Annotated in this window: 19 protein-coding genes; 14 read left to right on the top strand and 5 right to left on the bottom strand. The window is 45.6% G+C overall.

Annotated elements, in window-relative coordinates; all coding sequences use genetic code 11:
• Nucleotide 1 precedes the first annotated feature (1 nt).
• Nucleotides 2-886, bottom strand: a complete 885-nt coding sequence (locus G7092_RS06225; RefSeq protein WP_166087280.1) for a universal stress protein — start codon at nt 884-886, stop codon at nt 2-4.
• A 228-nt stretch (nt 887-1,114) separates the two neighbouring features.
• Between G7092_RS06225 and G7092_RS06220 the strand changes: the two genes are divergently transcribed.
• Entirely contained in the window at nt 1,115-1,771 is a 657-nt protein-coding gene (locus G7092_RS06220; protein WP_166087278.1) for a BON domain-containing protein, read from the top strand.
• On the opposite strand, the gene G7092_RS06215 is transcribed toward G7092_RS06220, so the two are convergent.
• Together G7092_RS06215 and G7092_RS06210 are read right to left on the bottom strand one after the other, a co-directional pair.
• Complete coding sequence (locus G7092_RS06215) at nt 1,755-2,258, bottom strand: hypothetical protein (protein ID WP_166087276.1); 504 nt, start codon at nt 2,256-2,258, stop codon at nt 1,755-1,757. The genes G7092_RS06220 and G7092_RS06215 overlap by 17 nt on opposite strands.
• Before the next feature lie 50 nt (nt 2,259-2,308).
• Entirely contained in the window at nt 2,309-2,740 is a 432-nt protein-coding gene (locus tag G7092_RS06210) for an Hsp20/alpha crystallin family protein (protein WP_235953788.1), read from the bottom strand.
• 157 nt (nt 2,741-2,897) lie between these two features.
• Here G7092_RS06210 and G7092_RS06205 point away from each other — a divergent pair, with 157 nt between their 5' ends.
• Nucleotides 2,898-4,325, top strand: coding sequence for an MBL fold metallo-hydrolase RNA specificity domain-containing protein (locus G7092_RS06205; RefSeq protein ID WP_166087273.1), 1,428 nt, complete (start codon nt 2,898-2,900; stop codon nt 4,323-4,325).
• 99 nt (nt 4,326-4,424) lie between these two features.
• Here G7092_RS06205 and G7092_RS06200 read toward each other — a convergent pair whose 3' ends face one another.
• Complete coding sequence (locus tag G7092_RS06200; protein ID WP_166087271.1) at nt 4,425-5,186, bottom strand: CHAD domain-containing protein; 762 nt, start codon at nt 5,184-5,186, stop codon at nt 4,425-4,427.
• Between the two features lie 171 nt (nt 5,187-5,357).
• Between G7092_RS06200 and G7092_RS06195 the strand changes: the two genes are divergently transcribed.
• The 3 genes from G7092_RS06195 (at nt 5,358) to G7092_RS06185 (ending at nt 7,061) form a co-directional block, all read left to right on the top strand.
• On the top strand, nt 5,358-5,501 hold the full coding sequence (locus tag G7092_RS06195) for a hypothetical protein (protein ID WP_166087269.1): 144 nt from the start codon (nt 5,358-5,360) through the stop codon (nt 5,499-5,501).
• Nucleotides 5,502-5,516: 15 nt separating this feature from the next.
• Nucleotides 5,517-5,981, top strand: coding sequence for a pyridoxamine 5'-phosphate oxidase family protein (locus tag G7092_RS06190; RefSeq protein WP_235953787.1), 465 nt, complete (start codon nt 5,517-5,519; stop codon nt 5,979-5,981).
• A 69-nt stretch (nt 5,982-6,050) separates the two neighbouring features.
• Nucleotides 6,051-7,061, top strand: a complete 1,011-nt coding sequence (locus G7092_RS06185) for a lysylphosphatidylglycerol synthase transmembrane domain-containing protein (protein ID WP_166087267.1) — start codon at nt 6,051-6,053, stop codon at nt 7,059-7,061.
• 75 nt (nt 7,062-7,136) lie between these two features.
• Here G7092_RS06185 and glgP read toward each other — a convergent pair whose 3' ends face one another.
• A complete protein-coding gene (gene glgP, locus G7092_RS06180; protein WP_166087264.1) occupies nt 7,137-8,795 on the bottom strand; it encodes an alpha-glucan family phosphorylase in 1,659 nt (552 codons plus the stop codon).
• A gap of 12 nt (nt 8,796-8,807) precedes the next feature.
• Between glgP and G7092_RS06175 the strand changes: the two genes are divergently transcribed.
• The 9 genes from G7092_RS06175 (at nt 8,808) to G7092_RS06135 (ending at nt 16,957) form a co-directional block, all read left to right on the top strand.
• A complete protein-coding gene (locus G7092_RS06175; RefSeq protein ID WP_166087262.1) occupies nt 8,808-9,023 on the top strand; it encodes a hypothetical protein in 216 nt (71 codons plus the stop codon).
• Between the two features lie 194 nt (nt 9,024-9,217).
• Nucleotides 9,218-10,549 carry a TolC family protein gene (locus G7092_RS06170; protein WP_166087260.1) on the top strand — a complete coding sequence of 444 codons (1,332 nt, stop codon included), beginning with the start codon at nt 9,218-9,220 and terminating at the stop codon, nt 10,547-10,549.
• On the top strand, nt 10,549-11,490 hold the full coding sequence (locus tag G7092_RS06165; RefSeq protein WP_166087258.1) for an HlyD family secretion protein: 942 nt from the start codon (nt 10,549-10,551) through the stop codon (nt 11,488-11,490). The genes G7092_RS06170 and G7092_RS06165 overlap by 1 nt, the downstream gene beginning before the upstream one ends.
• Before the next feature lie 3 nt (nt 11,491-11,493).
• Complete coding sequence (locus tag G7092_RS06160) at nt 11,494-12,417, top strand: ABC transporter ATP-binding protein (RefSeq protein WP_166087255.1); 924 nt, start codon at nt 11,494-11,496, stop codon at nt 12,415-12,417.
• Nucleotides 12,414-13,163: an ABC transporter ATP-binding protein gene (locus G7092_RS06155; protein WP_235953786.1), complete on the top strand. Its 750-nt coding sequence runs from the start codon at nt 12,414-12,416 to the stop codon at nt 13,161-13,163. Before G7092_RS06160 ends, G7092_RS06155 begins: the two co-directional genes overlap by 4 nt.
• A gap of 10 nt (nt 13,164-13,173) precedes the next feature.
• A complete protein-coding gene (locus G7092_RS06150) occupies nt 13,174-14,280 on the top strand; it encodes an ABC transporter permease (RefSeq protein ID WP_166087253.1) in 1,107 nt (368 codons plus the stop codon).
• Nucleotides 14,277-15,398: an ABC transporter permease gene (locus G7092_RS06145; RefSeq protein ID WP_166087250.1), complete on the top strand. Its 1,122-nt coding sequence runs from the start codon at nt 14,277-14,279 to the stop codon at nt 15,396-15,398. The genes G7092_RS06150 and G7092_RS06145 overlap by 4 nt, the downstream gene beginning before the upstream one ends.
• Nucleotides 15,399-15,636: 238 nt before the next feature.
• Nucleotides 15,637-16,506 carry a universal stress protein gene (locus G7092_RS06140; protein WP_166087248.1) on the top strand — a complete coding sequence of 290 codons (870 nt, stop codon included), beginning with the start codon at nt 15,637-15,639 and terminating at the stop codon, nt 16,504-16,506.
• Nucleotides 16,507-16,525: 19 nt separating this feature from the next.
• Nucleotides 16,526-16,957 carry a hypothetical protein gene (locus tag G7092_RS06135; protein WP_166087246.1) on the top strand — a complete coding sequence of 144 codons (432 nt, stop codon included), beginning with the start codon at nt 16,526-16,528 and terminating at the stop codon, nt 16,955-16,957.
• The last annotated feature ends 1 nt before the right edge of the window (nt 16,958 follow it).

Here is a 16,958-nt window from a genome sequence, read left to right as displayed (position 1 = left end):
GTTAAATAGCTGCGCAACAGTCTGGGGGAAATACCAGCAATGGAATAGTAATATGTCTAGCCAGCCGCTGTGTATGGCTGCCCTGGATTAGTTTCGAAAGGAACTGATGGGGGCGGTGGACCATGGCCAGCATATCGATCTGGCTGTGCTCATAAAGCCAGGTCAGGCCGCGATCCACATCGATGCTTTTGACATGGCGGTAATAGATCTTGGGATAATTGACTTTATCCGATACTTCAGTCAGGAAATCATCGATCTCCCGTTGTTCCGTGTGATTTTCATGCTTTTCATCAGTAATATGACTAACGAGGATCTCCGCGTTAAAATAGCGCGCCATGCCTGCCAGGGAATGAATTACTTCAATATCTCCCTTGCTTAAATCGGTGGCAAAGGCGATCTTTTTAATAGGCTGGTAGGTAAAATCTCCCGGAATAAGCAAGACCGGGAAACTGGCTTTTTCGATCAGGTCACGGCTGTTGCTGCCCAGAAAATAACGGCTGAGGCCGCCCGCACCGGACATACCCATCACGACCAGGGACATTTTCTGTTCGTCCATTGTGTTTCTGATCACTTCTGTTACGGAACCAACTTCGCTGCTGTAACCAATAGGGGGCTGGTAAACGGGTGGAAGGCTTTCCGCCTGTTCCTCCAGTTTTTCTTCCAGCTTTTCTACAGATAGCTCCAGTTGTTCTGTCACGAAGCTTTTAATAGAGGTATAATCTTCCAGCGGCCACGCGATTTGTGGCGCCATCGGAGCCTCAGCAGGGACTGAAATTGCACTGCATAACCGGATACCTGTTCTCATGTTTTTGGCCAGGTGCAGGGCGTAACGTGCTGCATTATTTGCTGGTGCGGAGAAATCGGTGGGAACTAATATCGTTTTCATATGGGGTGGTTTTAAAGTTTTATCCTATACAAAGTTTGGTCTTTTTCCGCTCCGGATAAATGCTCCCGGTCACCTGAATAAATGACATCGCACACAAAAGCCTGACGGTGGTTTATACCATTGCTGATGCGGATTTGATCGGCATCAGGTAATGTATTGAGCAGGATCATTTTTTCAGGGCATGGACCTGCGCAATTTTGTCAGACCGATCATTAAATCAATACGATTATGAATACAGATAAAGAAATTCAGCAAGACGTCATCGACGAACTGCAATGGGAGCCAATGGTTAATTCAACCGGAATCAAGGTGAATGTTGATCAGGGAGTGGTTACACTCAGTGGTCACGTATGTTCCTTTGCCGGGAAAATGATTGCCGGGAAAGTGGCCCGCAGGATCAAAGGTGTAAAGGGTGTTAATACAAATTTGGAGGTGGTCCTGTCCCCCGACAATCAATTACCCGATGGCTTGATCACCCGGAATGTATTAAATGCCCTGAAATGGCACACCACCATTCCTAATGACCGGATACAGGTGAAAGTGGAAAATGGCGGGGTTTGCCTGGAAGGGCATGTGGACTGGGCCTATCAAAAAGAAGAGGTTTGTAATGCCATTTGCTGCCAGAAAGGTATTAAGCAGGTAACTGACAGGATCTCTGTAAAACCTCAGCCTGACGCGTTACTCATCAAAGGGGATATCGCTAAGGCGCTGCAACGCAGGGCGATCCTGGAAGCTTCAGGAATTCAGGTCGAAATACGGGGTGGTCAGGTCATATTGAAAGGCCGGGTCCATTCCTGGAACGAGCGAACAGAAGCGGCCCATGCTGCCTGGTCTGCACCGGGAGTATCCAGCGTGGACGATCAGATCCTCATAGATTACGATTGAACGGGGGACAACTATTATCACTCGCTGTAACTTTTAAATTAATCGGTGCAATAACTTCGTTTGATGGAATATTGTTCTCCACAGCGCCATTGACCGGTATATGGATAATCGTGTGCTTTATTTTTGCGATCATCAGGAAAAGGTTTGTTTTTGCGGCGCCGTAATCTTTGGTTAACCTGCCGCTGCGTTCTTCAAATTGGGCGGTAGTAGCAAACGGGACCCGCGCTTTTGGGGAGGCTCCTTTGAAGATCATTTCAAGTTGTTTGAGCTGCTGGTTGAGGTGCCTTCCCGTTTGCTGCAGGTCCGTTTCCAATTGGTAAAATTGCTTTCCTGCCCGTTTGAGTTTTGCCAGGTACAGAGGGGCTGACAGGCGGATGAAATAGTCATCCAGTAAACGCAGCAGGAAAGCGGTCTCAATTTTATAAAATTCCAGGTCAGCAATCCTGCGTTTGGTGTCAAGATATTGCTTGATAAGGTCTGACGTCATGGTATTATTAAGATTGAAATGGCTTTGAACAATTGTCCGGAGATTTCGGATCAGTCAATTTTTACTTCTTTTTTGGCTGCTGGAACATGATTTGTCTTTTTAAGATCTATAGCCAGTAAACCATGTTTGTATGAAGCTTTGATCTTTTCTTCCTGGACATTTTCCGGCAGTTTAAAGGTGCGCGTAAAAGCCCTTTTGGAAAACTCCCTGCGGGTATAGTTTTCTTTTTCCTCTTTTTCTTCCCTGCTGGTTTCCGCACTGATGGTCATCAGACCGTTTTCGGTGGAAATCTTAAAATCGTCTTTTTTAAAGCCCGGTGCGGCTACTTCCAGTTCAAAAGTATCTTCTTTTTCCCTGATATTAACCGCAGGCAAATGCTCGTCGGAAAGGAAATGTTTGTCAAAGGATCCGCCGGCGTTCCAAAAATCTTCCATCATTGATTTTAATGAAGGGGAACTGTTAGTTTTTTCTAAAGTTGACATAATGATTTATTTAATGTTTATGGCCCAAATTTCCCGGTATTTCTGAAGAACCGCTATGACCCAGATCAGTTCCTGAGGTGATCTGCATCAGTATTTAGGCCTTGACTATAAACTAATTTTATAGCATAATATAAACTGACCATTAAAACCATTCATCATGAATAATGAAAATGAAGCCTTTCCTAACGAGGCTGTTTATTTACAGTCTTTTGGGGCCGCAGAAACAGTTACCGGTTCAAAACATTTGCTGCAAACACCAGACCTGAACATCCTGGTGGATTGTGGTTTATTTCAGGGTATTAAATCTCTCCGGGAAAGAAACTGGGAAAAGCCGTCGGCTGAGCTTTCAACCGTTGACGTGATGATCCTTACCCATGCCCATCTTGACCATTGCGGGTATATCCCTTTATTCGTCAAAAACGGGTACCGGGGTAAGATTTACATGAGTCCGCCCACTCGTGACCTGACAGAGCTGATCCTGAGGGACAGTGCAAAATTACAGGAAGAGGATGCCGATAAAGCCAACAGGCATGGTTATAGTAAGCACCAACCTGCTGAACCGTTATATACGACAACGGATGTAGAGCATGCCCTGCAACAGTTTGTCACGCAGGAACCGGGGCATACATTTCATCTGAATGAGGAAATCGGGTTTCGCTTTTTTTCCGCCGGACATATTTTGGGCGCCTGTTCCGTGGAAATCAATTGCTACGGGAAAACTATTGTTTTTTCCGGTGACATCGGCCGGTATCATTCAGAATTACTACCTCCGCCGGTTCATCCTGTTAAAGCTGATTATGTGATCATGGAATCCACTTACGGGGATCGCCTGCATGGGGAAGCTGATCCGGCGGAAGCATTCGCCCTGGCCATCAAGAATACGATTTTTCAGCGCGGTAATTTGCTGATTCCATGTTTTGCGGTAGGCCGGGCGCAGGATGTGATGCATATTCTGTACCGACTGAAAAACAGCAAAACTATACCACAGGATATCCCGGTTTTCCTGGATAGCCCGATGGCCGCTTCGGCTGGCCGGTCCCTGTTAAAATACCCGGACTGGCTAACCCTTCCGCCTGCTGAAGCTGCCCGCATGTTCAGCGGAGTGACCGTCAATCCGGATTATCATCATACGGAAAAGATCATCCGTCAGCGGGGAAGCAAGATCGTACTTGCCGCCAGCGGAATGCTTACGGGTGGCAGGGTCCTGGAATATCTTAAACATTATCTGGGTGATAAGAAAAATACCCTCCTGATGATCGGTTACCAGGCCGAAGGCACCCGCGGGAGGGCACTGCTTAACCAGGCTCCGGAAATCAAGATCCATGGACAATATTATCCCGTCAAAGCGCGGGTAGTGGAGATCGGTGGTTTGTCAGCGCATGCTGATCAGGGCGAACTGCTAACATGGATAAAAGGGTTTGTACCGGCACCTGGAGAGGTTTTTCTCGTGCATGGTGAACCCAGCGCACAAGAGGCGCTCCGTATCAAAATTAAAGATGAACTTCAGGTTCCCGTTACAATCATGAAGGAGGGTATTTCCAAATTGCTGTTTTCGATAAATCAGCACCAATTGAACGCTCAGTAAGTCAATGGAAGGGCGCGGACAGGCTTTGAACCCGATACCTGCGGAATGGCTAAATTAAAGGAAACAGGTTTATCCTCCGGATCTGATCAATGTGTATGATCAGACTGCGGTAATAGCTGCCCGGCGATAAAAATCATGGCTTAGGCCGGCGATGTTTTCTTCTAGTTTCAGCTGTGGCTCGCTCATAACGTCCGCTGTAATATCGGCTGTTGTATGATCTCCAGTCAGAAGGGCTGTGGATAGTTGGTAATCATGCCAGTTGCCGATCGCGTCCTGTAACCGGTCCAGGTAATCTTCATTCAACACGATACCCGAAGTAGCCCGAACCAACTGATAATCGTATAGCAGCACTTTAATCAGTTTTCGGCACTCATGTAATTTTTCGTTAAACTGAAGCGGCGACAATAACCCCGCAATATGCCGGAGTTGGTTTTGATAAAATTGAAGGACAGCCGTTCCTTTGAAAGATTTTATATTTCTTTTTAGTTTCCGGTGGACGTTTTTGATCTTTTTAAGATTTTTGCCGCTATTCGCCCTGAATTTTCTGTCGGTCTTTGCTGTCTGCGGATCCGGAGATCGTCGTTTATTGGTATTGAATCTGCCAGTTAATTTCAGTTGAATAAATGCATTTCGCAGCTTTCCGGCTTGTTTAAAGATTCTTTTTACCGGTTTGAAATTTTTGCTCCCCTTGGGATGGGCTGACAGGCTATCAGACAAGATAAAAAAAGCGCTTAGTTTTTTAATCTGGATGCGGAATTGGTGCAGGTCTTCGTGGTGCCCCTTCTTTACATAAGATTTAAGATAGGTCTTCATGCGCTTCCATTCGTTCTCAAAATATTGAACACCTTTCTTCCTTTTCATATGATCAAAATAATCTTTTACACCAGATTGTTTTGATAAAGCTACCAGGAAGATAGGTGCCGTCCTATGCGTATGGTCATGTCGGTACACCGCGCAGGTCACCTATTTAAGTGATGGTCATCATTTTATACCGGCGTATCTTTTTGAACTTTTGTACAGATCGTTTAACGAATGATAGAAGTACAGCCAGATGAACCATGCAGAAAAAACAGGGAAGAAGGGGAAGGGCAGGATAAATCCTTATGTGCTTTTTCTATCGGTGGAATTATTGCTGCTTATTCTTTTGATGATCTTCCAATTTTTTCAACCCGATAGTTTCTAACTATAATCATGAGGAGGCAAAATATGTTAGGTGAATTGACAACAAACGAAATAGAGGACTTGTTAAGGCAACAGGTCACCGGTCGCATCGCGTGCTATGCGGATGGTCGTATTTATATCGTTCCGATTAACTATGCGTATAACGGCGTGTATCTATTCGGACATTCCACCCGGGGAAAGAAAATTGACATGATGCGCAAGAACCCGGAAGTGTGCTTCGAGGTGGATGATATCCAAAGTATATTCCATTGGAAAAGTGTAATCGCGTGGGGCCGGTTTGAAGAAATAACGGATATGGATGAAAAGCAGCAGGCGATGCAGGCTATTATCCACCGGATCATGCCCCTGGCTGAAAACGCGCCTGATCATCCGTCCCATGGTATCACGGAGAAGGAAAGTGATGTGGGTAGTAAGGTAGAACTCATTGTTTATAAAATTGCCCTGGCTGAAAAGACCGGGCGATATGAGTATTAAATCAGTCACATTAACCCGGTGGTCTTTAAGTCTTCTTGCGGCGGGTAAGCAATAATAAACATACAGATCATGTCTTCCCCAAAAACAACATCTATATTCAGCCCTGCACGTATGGTGTTTTACACACTGTCCGTTATCGTTTTTTATTTTGCCGCGCGGTATATCGGGAAATGGAATAATATCAGGCAGTTGCTTTTCCAAATGAGCATAGCCTGGCTTTTATTGGCTGTTGCCGCCCAGCTCAGTACCTACCTATTCAACATGCTGATGCTGCGTATATTACTGATGGGAGAAACAGGAACGGCTGGCTTCTTCACCCTTTTCAAGCTGTCAGTGGTCATTATGTTTATCAACCAGGCTTTACCAACCGGGGGCATCAGCGGCAACGGTTATATTTTCCGTCAACTGGTCAAAAGAAAAGTCCCGCCGCCGCGGGTTTTTAACGCGCTGATATTGGAATCTGTCTGTTATTATATAGCCTTTTTAACCTTATTGAGCATTTTTTACGGTTGGTATTTGGATCATGTACCCGTTGTGTCTCCCGTTATCCGATATACGGTGATCACCGGTTTTGTTTTTTTTATCATCCTGGGAATCGCTGTTTTACTGATCGCTGACAAACAGGCTGTATCCTTTGTGCTGCGTAAGTTAAGCCATTTTGGTTTTATGAAGCGTTATATCGCCAAAGCCGGGCTGCTGCCTGTTCAGCAGGGACATGCTGATAGCTGGAAAGCGCTGTTTAAAAACAAAAAGCCCGTCATCCTCGCCGTGATCTTCCAGCTTTGTATCCTTACCTGTGATTTGATAACCATCTTGGCGATTATGCAGGGATTTCATATACGGCTGGCGGTCAGCCGGATCATGTTTGGCCTGCTGCTGACGCTGGTAGTTGGCTCATTGCCGGTTTCGCCCGGATCGCTGATCGCTTATGAAAGCGCAATGACCTATTTTTATACCCTTTTAGGTGTGCCCGTACATGCAGCGCTGATTATCACGCTGCTCTTCCGTTTTTTTACCTTCTGGTTGCCTATTCCCATCGGTTTGTTACTATACCAGAACCTCCGCCGGCAAAAAGCCTGAAAAGCAGGCGCAAACCTGAAATGGAAAGATCAAGGTCATTGTAAGAATATTATCGTCGACCCGGAGGCGAAATGATTATTGCTTTCTGCTATACATCCGATCATAGTACTCATTAGCCATGCGCCCGGATTCAAAAGCTGGTACGATGTCAGTGGCTGCTTTCTTAAGAAGCGTCAACCATTGTGCCTGGTTATTGTAATACATCGGCAATACCGCGTTTTCCAATACATCCATCAGGTTTTTATTTTCCTGCAGGTCTTTTTCAACAACGGATAGCGCATCGGCCGCCGGCTCAATCAGGAAACAATTGTCTTTGTCCCTGGCAAATTCGGGTACCCAGCCATCCGGCATGGAGAGGTTAACGGAGCCGTTCATGGCAGCGGTCATACCGCTTGTTCCTGAAGCTTCATGATACAGCCTCGGATTGTTGAGCCAGACATCCGATCCTTTTTTTAAAACGGACGACAGATGCAGTTCATGGCCGGTCAGTACGGCACACCTGGCAAAGGGTTTGGCACGGGTGGCGATCTGGTTAAACAGCCCTATGGAGCCCTCGTCTTCCGGATAAGGCTTGCCCGCCCAGATTAACTGTACCGGGTAGTCGGTACGATTGAGCAGGGTAACAAACCTGCCCCAGTCATCCATGATCAGATCGGCCCTTTTGTAGCCAGCAAATCGCCTTGCCCAGACAATCGTTAGTACATTTTCATTGAAAAGCTTACCGCATTGATCGGCTACTATTTTGAATAACACGCTTTTCAATTCTTTTTTTCTGAGGATGATAGCCTCGTCATCATTGGCGGTAATGGCATTATCCAGCACGGCATCTTTCCAGTATGCTTTGTTTTGGGCGTTGGTAATAGCGGTAATTTCACAAATGTTCGGATTGCTTCCCCACATTTGCCGGCTCACCTCACCATGAAGTTTGGAAACACCGTTGGCCTTTCCTGAAAAACGAAGTGCAGCGAGGGTATAATTGAATTCTTCGCCATCCATACCCAGCAGTATTTTTACTTCATGCTCCTGCAAATGATAAAAGAAGGACATCTCCTGAAGCAGGTTATAGCTGTGAGATTCATTGCCGGCCATCTCAGGCGTATGCGTGGTGAATACCACCCGTTTTTTTACTTCTTCCAGGCTTTTGTATTTAGCATAAAGATAAAAGTTGAGTGATACGGAATGACCCTCGTTCATGTGATAAATATCAGGCGTAAGTCCTAAAACGTCCAGTAACATAGCTCCTCCGATTCCTAAGACAATAGTCTGTGCTATTCTTGTCGCTTCGTTGGGGTCGTACAGGCAATGCGTTATGGAACGTGAAAGTTCATCATTCTCCGCAATATCGGTGCTCAGTAAGAACAACGGTGAGGTTCCAAAGACCTCCGGCTTCAGGAGGTATACCTTTACATGTACCGGAGAATCGTGAACGGCGACGGTAAAAATAATACCGGTATCCTGCAAAAAAGCATAGCTTTTTTCGATCAGTTCCGTTTTCATCAAAGCCTTACCATCCCTGACCTGGTCATAATACCCGTATTTCCATAAAATACCGACACCCAGGAGGTTCTGCTTCAGCTCATATGCGCTGCGCAAGTGGGAACCGGATAAGAAACCCAGGCCCCCGCTATAAATTTTTAAGGCCTGATCGATGGCGAATTCCATGGAGAAATAAGCGACACTGGTGCTGTATTGACTGCTTGGCGTAAAGCCAAAAATTTCCTGTCGGGTCATCATTATGCTGTTTATATGGTCTTTTACTGTGAATTCAGCGGACGGTACTTCGATCCTCCGGCTGATGCATGTCAGCCGGGCTGCGATAACAGGGCTCCCAAAAGAACGCTGCAATGGCTGCCGGTTCCCGATCCTGTTACCGGCCCTGCGCCAGGAGATTCAGCCCGCTTTAATTTAATCAGGACAAACATCAGTGTGAAAGATCATTTAAAGAATGATCCCGGTCATTAAAATAGATGATATATCCTGTGTACTATCCCCCTGAATCAAATTATTAAGTGACTATGGTCATTTTGCCGCCCTTTCATTGCCCGCACCTTTACGGTAAAAAAAATGAAGTATTCCTCCGGATAAAACCAATGCGTTTACGCGTTGCCAGTTTCAGGTTACGGAAAGTGAGGATATCCTATTATAAATGTGGAATTATGATCAAATCAATGCTTTGCATAAACCGGATTATTGCAATAATAACGTCGGTACTGACCGGAACGATCATGACATTGAACGTATTCGGCGCCTGTGCGCAGGAGCCGCAAGTGCTGACCATCACAACAGCTTACCGACTGGCGAGGGAAAGCTACCCGCTCATCAAACAGCGGGACCTCATCGTGCGATCGGAGGCCTATACCATCTCGAATGCGGCCAAAGGATACCTGCCTGCGTTATCCGTCAACGGACAGGCCACTTACCAGTCAACCGTAACCAGCTTCCCCTTTAGTGTCCCGGTTCCCGGCTTTTCATTGCCGAAATACAGCAGGGACCAGTATAAGATATATGGTCAAATAGACCAGGTGATCTATGACGGCGGCCTTATAAAGAATCAAAAACAAACTGCCGAAGCAAACGGGGCCGTTCAGCAGCAAAACCTGGAGGTTGAATTATACGCCTTATACGACCGCGTTGATCAGTTGTTTTTCGGGACGGTACTGATCGACGAAGAGTTAAAACAAAACAGTTTGTTAAAACAGGATATTCAAAATGGGATCGATAAGGCGAACGCCCTGGTCGCAAACGGCGTTGCTTACCGAAGCAGCGTCGATGAGTTGTCAGCACAGTTTCTACAGTCGGAACAAGCACGGATCGAGTTAAATGCGGCAAAGAAAGCCTACCTGGCCATGTTAAGCTTATTGATTAACAGGCCGCTCAGCGAAGGATCGGTCCTGGAGAGACCGGCTATCCTGTTCTTGTCAGACGTGATCAGCAGGCCTGAATTATTGCTGTATGAAGGACAGAAAAAAATAGATGATCTGCAGGAGGAGCTCCTAAAAGTACAGCTCCGGCCAAAACTTGGATTTTTTGCACAAGAGGGGTATGGTCGTCCCGGCTTAAACCAGCTCAGCAATAACTTTACATGGTACTATATAGGTGGATTCAAATTAACCTGGAGCCTGGGTGGTTTGTATACCTTGAAAAACCAAAAGAAGCTGCTGAACTTAAACAGGGAGACATGGGACGTGCAAAAGGAAATATTCCTGTTTAATACAAGGATTACGCAAAAGCAGCAGCTGGCAGGTATCGAAAAATATAGGGAACTGTTCACGAAAGACGATGCGATAATCGCATTGCGCGGATCGGTAAAAAAAGCAGCAGGCGCGCAACTGGAAAACGGCGTGCTCAGCGCGCATGATTACATCACAGAAGTAAACGCTGAAAACGAAGCCCGGCAAAACCGAATCTTACACGAAATTCAACTTTTACAGGAACAGTACAGCTATCAGAACACGACCGGAAATCTTCAAGAACAAGCGAACCAATAATGAAAACAAAGCTATACTTATACGCCGTCCTGCTGACCATTGGGATCAGCGGCTGCAACTTAAATGATCATTTATCAGATGCTTCCGGGACGTTTGAGGTGGATGAAGTCATTGTATCTTCAGAAGTATCCGGAAAAATCATATCCCTGGACCTTGAGGAAGGAATGGTCCTTAAAAAAAACAGCGTCGTCGGGTTTATAGACCCAGTTCCGTTAGAGTTACAGAAGGCGCAGGTTGAGGCAACTATTCATTCATTACATCAGAAAACAATGGATGTAAGACCCCAGGTACAGATGCTCAGGGACCAGATAGCCATATTGAAAACACAGTTGGCTAATGCCATACAGGAAAGGAGCAGGACGGAAAGGCTGATCAAAGCGGATGCTGCTACAACCAAACAACTGGATGACTGGAATATCCAGGTTGATGTTCTCCGAAAACAAATTACTGTTAACGAGCAACAGATCAAAGTGCAGGAAACAACAACAGGCACGCAAAACAGTACGGTGTTAAGCGAGGATAAGCCTTTGCGCAAATCGGTGGCGCAAATTGACGACCAGTTAAAACGGACTCATATTACCAATCCGGTCAACGGAACAGTACTGACCAAATACGCCATGGCCGGTGAGGTTACCTCCCCCGGAAAGGCGCTATATAAAATAGGGGATTTATCCATGATCACCTTACGTGCTTATATCACCGGAAAACAAATCGGGCAGGTCAGGCTGAACCAACGGGTAAAGGTACTGATCGACAGTACTTCTTCAACTTACAGGAACTATACAGGCATTATTACCTGGATATCGGACAAAGCTGAATTTACACCGAAAACTATCCAGACCAAAGATGAACGGGCAAATTTGGTATACGCCATGAAAATTCACGTGAAGAATGACGGCTATCTGAAGATCGGCATGTACGGGGAAGTTAAATTTAAATGAGTGATGAAGCCGATAATCGTTGAAAATATTGTAAAAACCTATCCCGCTAAAAACGCGGTGGTCAATGCCTTAAAAGGGGTTTCCTTTGACGTAGATCAAGGTGAAATATTTGGCCTGATCGGGCCGGACGGTGCGGGTAAAACCTCGCTGTTCCGTATCCTGACCACGCTGTTGCTGGCGGATAGCGGCAGCGCTGCTGTAGATGGTTTTGATGTGATAAAGGATTTTAAACAAATACGCAGCCGCGTGGGTTACATGCCGGGAAAATTCTCCTTATACCAGGATTTGTCCGTGCAGGAAAACCTCGAATTCTTTGCGACAATTTTCAATACTACCATTAAAGAAAATTATGACCTGATCAAAGAGATATACCAGCAAATTGAGCCGTTTAAAACACGCAAGGCCGGACAGTTGTCCGGGGGCATGAAACAGAAACTGGCACTTTGCTGTGCACTCATCCATAAACCATCGGTTTTGTTTCTGGACGAACCAACAACCGGGGTTGATGCCGTTTCACGTAAAGAGTTCTGGGAGATGCTGTACCGGCTGAAGGTTCAGGGCATCACCATGCTGGTATCTACGCCTTATATGGACGAAGCCAGCCGCTGCGACCGCGTTGCGCTCATACAAAAAGGGGAATTATTATCGGTCAATACCCCCAAAGGCGTTGCCGCCCAGTTTAAAAAACCGCTATGGTCTGTAAAAGCAAATGATATGTTCAGGTTGATGAATGACATCAAAAAGGATGACTCCATAGAAAGATGTTACCCCTTTGGCCAGGTACATCACGTGGTTTTCAAATCACAGGAAAACAGCAGGGAAGAACTGGAACGCATAGTACATACAGGGAACTACAGCGAGGTAGAGATAAAATTGATCGAGCCCAATATTGAGGATTGTTTTATGGCACTGATGCAAGTATCATGATGGAAACAGAAAAAGTGATCACCGCCAGGGAATTGACCAAGCGTTTTGGCGACTTTACAGCCGTGGATCAAATTACCTTCGACGTTAAAAAAGGCGAGATCTTTGGCTTTATAGGCGCCAATGGGGCCGGTAAAACGACGGCCATGCGGATGTTATGCGGACTGTCCTTACCAACTTCGGGCCTGGCTACCGTTGCCGGGTTTGATGTATACAAACAAAACGAACAGATCAAAAAACATATCGGCTACATGAGCCAAAAGTTTTCCCTTTATGAAGACCTGACCATACGCGAAAATATCCGGTTTTACGCGGGGATATATGGCCTGAATGAAGCGCAAATAAAAGAAAAAACAGCGACGTTGCTCAGGCAACTGCAGATGGAAGGGCAGGACCGTACCCTGGTTCGTGCTTTGCCCCTGGGATGGAAGCAAAAGCTCGCTTTTTCCATTGCCATCGTCCATGACCCTGCTATCGTTTTTTTAGATGAACCGACCGGCGGCGTTGATCCCATCACCAGGCGGGAGTTTTGGAGCCTGATCTATGAAGCATCTGCAAAGGGCATTACCATTTTTGTTACTACGCATTATATGGATGAAGCGGAATATTGCAACCGTGTTTCCATTATGGTTGACGGAAGGATTGACGCCTTAGACACACCTGCTCATCTGATGGAGCAATATTCAGCAACGTCAATGGACGGTGTGTTTTTGCAGTTGGCAAGAAAAGCGGTACGGACAGGAGATTAAACAAAAGAAAATGAAACAGTTTTTGATTTTTGTTAAAAAGGAATGGCTCCATATCTGGCGGGACCGGCGAACGCTGTTCATCCTGCTGTTTATGCCAATTATACAGATCATATTGTATGGCTTCGCGCTGACCAACGAGGTGAAGAATTCGAAGATCGCCATTTTTGATCAATCTAAAGACGAGGCTACGGTCATGATTTCTGATGAAATTGCGGCAAGCCGGTATTTCAACCTCGTCAAAAATGTTTACACCTACAAGGATATGGAAGCGACGTTCCGCAAAGGAGAGATCCGGATGGCCATCGTATTCCCTCCTGCCTTCAGGTATGATCTTTTACACAGCAATCACGCACAAATACAGCTGATTGCCGATGCCTCCGATCCCAATACAGCCAATACCCTGACCAATTATGCCACAGCCGTCATCAATGATTACCAGCAAACCTTAGACCCGGATCAAAGGCTGCCCTATACCATCAAAACAGAGGTACGCATGCTGTACAATCCGGAATTAAAGGGCGCTTACAATTTCGTTCCGGGGGTGATGGCGCTGGTATTGATGCTCGTTTGCGCGATGATGACTTCTATCGCTATTGTCAAGGAAAAGGAAATGGGGACGATGGAGGTCATCCTGGTATCGCCATTAAAGCCCTTCCGCATTATTATAGCCAAAACGATTCCCTACCTGTTGATATCGATGCTGAATATCGCCAGTATTCTCTTGCTGAGTGTTTATGCGCTTGATGTTCCCGTAGCGGGCAATTTAGGATTATTAATAGCCGAAAGTATTTTATTTACCATCACCTCGCTTTCCGTCGGGATATTAATTTCCAATACGGCGAAAACGCAGCAAACAGCGATGTTCACTTCCATGATGAGCCTGTTTTTGCCAACATTGCTATTCAGCGGCTTTATGTTTCCTATCGAAAATATGCCTGTTCCGCTACAGGTCATTTCCAATATAGTTCCGGCTAAATGGTATTTTATTATTGTAAAAGAAGTCATGATAAAAGGCTTAGGATTTACCGCTGTATGGAAGGAGACCCTGATCCTGGTTATAATGACCACCGCGCTGCTGGGCATAAGTATTTATAAATTTAAAATCAGGCTGGGATGAGGATGCTGAAAATTTTGCTGTGGAAAGAATTGATCCAGATCTACCGTGACCCGGCGATCATCAGGATATTATTTATCATGCCGATGATCCAGTTACTCATACTGCCTCTTGCGGCCGATTATGAGATTAAAAACATCAATCTTGGTGTGGTGGATCATGACCATACGGAATACTCGCGGAAATTAGTGAGCAAGATTGTATCCTCCGGTTATTTCCGGCTGAAAGATTACAGTGCGACTTTTCAACAGGGGTTAAATGCCATTGAATCAGATAAAACAGACCTTATCTTGGAAATACCACCCCATTTTGAAAGGGATATGGTCAACGAAAACAAGGCACCCCTGCTGGTTGCTGTGGATGCCGTAAACGGAGTTAAAGCCGGGCTTGGCGGCGCTTATATTCAGGGTATTATACAGGATGATAATCAGGACATCCGTGCTCAATGGATACCCGAACAGCACTTCAATCCCAGACCGGTTATTGAGGTTACTACAGCCGACTGGTATAATCCCCATATGAATTACAGGGTGTTCATGGTGCCCGGGATATTAGTCATGCTGGTGACCATGATCGGATCTTCTTTTGCTTCAAATAATATTGTTCGCGAAAAAGAAATGGGGACAATTGAACAGATCAATGTGAGCCCAATCGGGAAGGCGCAATTTATTTTAGGTAAACTGATCCCGTTCTGGATGCTGGCCTTAACCGTCCTGACGATAGGCCTGCTGATCGCCCGCTTTGTTTATGGGATTGTTCCGCTTGGCCACTACGTCACCATTTACATTTTTGCAACTATTTATTTGCTGGCCATATTGGGCCTGGGTTTACTGTTATCGACCTATGCACAAACCCAGCAGCAATCCATGCTGGTATCCTTTTTCGTCACGATGATCTTTAATTTATTAAGCGGGCTGTATACGCCCATTGAAAGTATGCCTGCCTGGGCTCAAATGATCACGAGATTCAACCCGGTGTCTTATTTTATAGAAGTAATGCGTATGGTTATGCTGAAAGGCAGCGGGCTGGCAGACATTAAATACCAGATTTTTGCCCTTTTGGGATTTGCTGTTGTTTTCAACGGCTGGGCGATTTTGAATTACAGGAAGCGGTCAGGATAAGACCGTCCGGGCTTTCACATCCCGCGCGGCAGCTTTTGCTGAGTTTCCGGATCGCTGCGGATAAAACGACAGCCGGTCTGCCGGCCAGCAAAGTGTTCCATCCCGCTTTTTTAACGAAGGCATTGCTGAACAATAGCTCCGTTTAATACGATGCAGGGTCACGATAAAAAGTGACCATCGTCAGTTTTTAGCCGCCTACATTTCACCAGCTTTACATAACAAATTAGATGTGTAACTCATGAAAACAATAGTCATTACTACCGATTTTTCAGACGGTTCAAAACAAGTTGCCCGCTATGGGTTTGAACTTGCCAAACAATTAAGAACTGATGTGACGCTGTGCAATGCCATGATCATTCCGGCGGAGATCCCTCAGGCTGGGATTGTCGCCTGGCCCATGGATGTTTATGATAGCTTAATGGAAGACAGTACAAAAGAATTAAATCAGCTCAAAGATACTTTACTTTCCGGTCATGTCACCCAAGATGCTTTTGAACCGGTAATTACCTGTTTCCTGGAGTCTGGTACCGTATGTGACATTGTTAACCAGGCTGTTGATCTTCAGGACTCTGGTTTAACGGTGATTGGTTCCCATCAAAATGAAGGTTTGGGTCAATGGATGATTGGTAATCATGTCCGGAGACTGATTGACAGTAGCCGTATTCCCCTGTTGCTCGTACCGGCCGGAACTCATTTCAGAAAAATAAAGAAAATAGCTTTTGCGACTGACTTTAGCGACATGGAGGAAGATTTGAACTGTATCCATAAACTGGCCGCGATCGCTGAACCGCTGAATGCGGGTATTTTGCTCGTACATGTCAACAACGAAAAACATAATACTCCACAGCTGCAACATTACCTGGGCGAAACATTAAAAGAACTGGTGAAAAAAGCAGATTATCCGAAAATCGATTATGAACTGATTAAGGGCAGCCGGGCAGTAGCCGGCCTGGATTGGCTGATAGAAGACGGACACGTAGACATGCTGGCGATGTTGCATCATACACACGGTTTTTTTACCGGCCTGCTAAAAGGCAGCCATACCCAGAAAATAGCCGGTCATAGCCACATCCCCATGCTGATTTTTCCGGATAAATCCTCCGTTTAGATTCATCAATATTAAAATTATGAGCACAATATCAACCGACAGTCAACTGGAGTACGAACTGCAGGAACTGTATATTTTAAGCCAGCATTGGCTGCAGGACCTCTCTTTTTTAGAAGATGAAATGCATTTTTTTAAAAATATCCTGCGTAAATACCAGGAAACGGGCACGCTGAATGAGGTTCCGTCAAAAGCGCAGGACCTTACAGCAAAAATCCGGGAGCAGGAACTGCATCTCGAGTCCCTTAAAATAATGGTACCGGAGTTTCTCCGTTTTCTTGAGCCCTTCATTGGCGGCCAGAGAAAAGAAATGGATTTGGGCTTCCTCGAAAAATACAATAAACTGGAAACAGCGTTAAGAACCTTATTTGCCGCCATTAAGGCGACTAAGCAAGAACTGTTCAGTTATACGGAAGCGATCATGACCGTGGAAAAAGCAGTGCAAACACCATAAA

Source organism: Mucilaginibacter inviolabilis (assembly GCF_011089895.1).
In the GTDB taxonomy this organism is placed as follows: Bacteria; Bacteroidota; Bacteroidia; order Sphingobacteriales; family Sphingobacteriaceae; genus Mucilaginibacter; species Mucilaginibacter inviolabilis.
The sequence above is the reverse complement of the archived record's forward strand: the minus strand, read 5'-3'. Positions and strand labels throughout refer to the sequence as shown.

Bases quoted from the DNA above. Each gene is read 5' to 3' on its own strand.
- G7092_RS06155 (WP_235953786.1), top strand. From the start codon at position 12,414: ATGATGGAAACAGAAAAAGTGATCACCGCCAGGGAATTGACCAAGCGT.
- G7092_RS06165 (WP_166087258.1), top strand. From the start codon at position 10,549: ATGAAAACAAAGCTATACTTATACGCCGTCCTGCTGACCATTGGGATC.
- G7092_RS06205 (WP_166087273.1), top strand. From the start codon at position 2,898: ATGAATAATGAAAATGAAGCCTTTCCTAACGAGGCTGTTTATTTACAG.
- G7092_RS06145 (WP_166087250.1), top strand. From the start codon at position 14,277: ATGAGGATGCTGAAAATTTTGCTGTGGAAAGAATTGATCCAGATCTAC.
- G7092_RS06140 (WP_166087248.1), top strand. From the start codon at position 15,637: ATGAAAACAATAGTCATTACTACCGATTTTTCAGACGGTTCAAAACAA.
- G7092_RS06160 (WP_166087255.1), top strand. From the start codon at position 11,494: ATGAAGCCGATAATCGTTGAAAATATTGTAAAAACCTATCCCGCTAAA.
- G7092_RS06135 (WP_166087246.1), top strand. From the start codon at position 16,526: ATGAGCACAATATCAACCGACAGTCAACTGGAGTACGAACTGCAGGAA.
- G7092_RS06185 (WP_166087267.1), top strand. From the start codon at position 6,051: ATGTCTTCCCCAAAAACAACATCTATATTCAGCCCTGCACGTATGGTG.
- G7092_RS06220 (WP_166087278.1), top strand. From the start codon at position 1,115: ATGAATACAGATAAAGAAATTCAGCAAGACGTCATCGACGAACTGCAA.
- G7092_RS06175 (WP_166087262.1), top strand. From the start codon at position 8,808: ATGGTCTTTTACTGTGAATTCAGCGGACGGTACTTCGATCCTCCGGCT.
- G7092_RS06225 (WP_166087280.1), bottom strand. From the start codon at position 886: ATGAAAACGATATTAGTTCCCACCGATTTCTCCGCACCAGCAAATAAT.
- G7092_RS06210 (WP_235953788.1), bottom strand. From the start codon at position 2,740: ATGTCAACTTTAGAAAAAACTAACAGTTCCCCTTCATTAAAATCAATG.
- G7092_RS06190 (WP_235953787.1), top strand. From the start codon at position 5,517: ATGAGGAGGCAAAATATGTTAGGTGAATTGACAACAAACGAAATAGAG.
- G7092_RS06215 (WP_166087276.1), bottom strand. From the start codon at position 2,258: ATGACGTCAGACCTTATCAAGCAATATCTTGACACCAAACGCAGGATT.
- G7092_RS06195 (WP_166087269.1), top strand. From the start codon at position 5,358: ATGATAGAAGTACAGCCAGATGAACCATGCAGAAAAAACAGGGAAGAA.
- G7092_RS06170 (WP_166087260.1), top strand. From the start codon at position 9,218: ATGATCAAATCAATGCTTTGCATAAACCGGATTATTGCAATAATAACG.
- G7092_RS06150 (WP_166087253.1), top strand. From the start codon at position 13,174: ATGAAACAGTTTTTGATTTTTGTTAAAAAGGAATGGCTCCATATCTGG.
- G7092_RS06200 (WP_166087271.1), bottom strand. From the start codon at position 5,186: ATGAAAAGGAAGAAAGGTGTTCAATATTTTGAGAACGAATGGAAGCGC.
- glgP (WP_166087264.1), bottom strand. From the start codon at position 8,795: ATGATGACCCGACAGGAAATTTTTGGCTTTACGCCAAGCAGTCAATAC.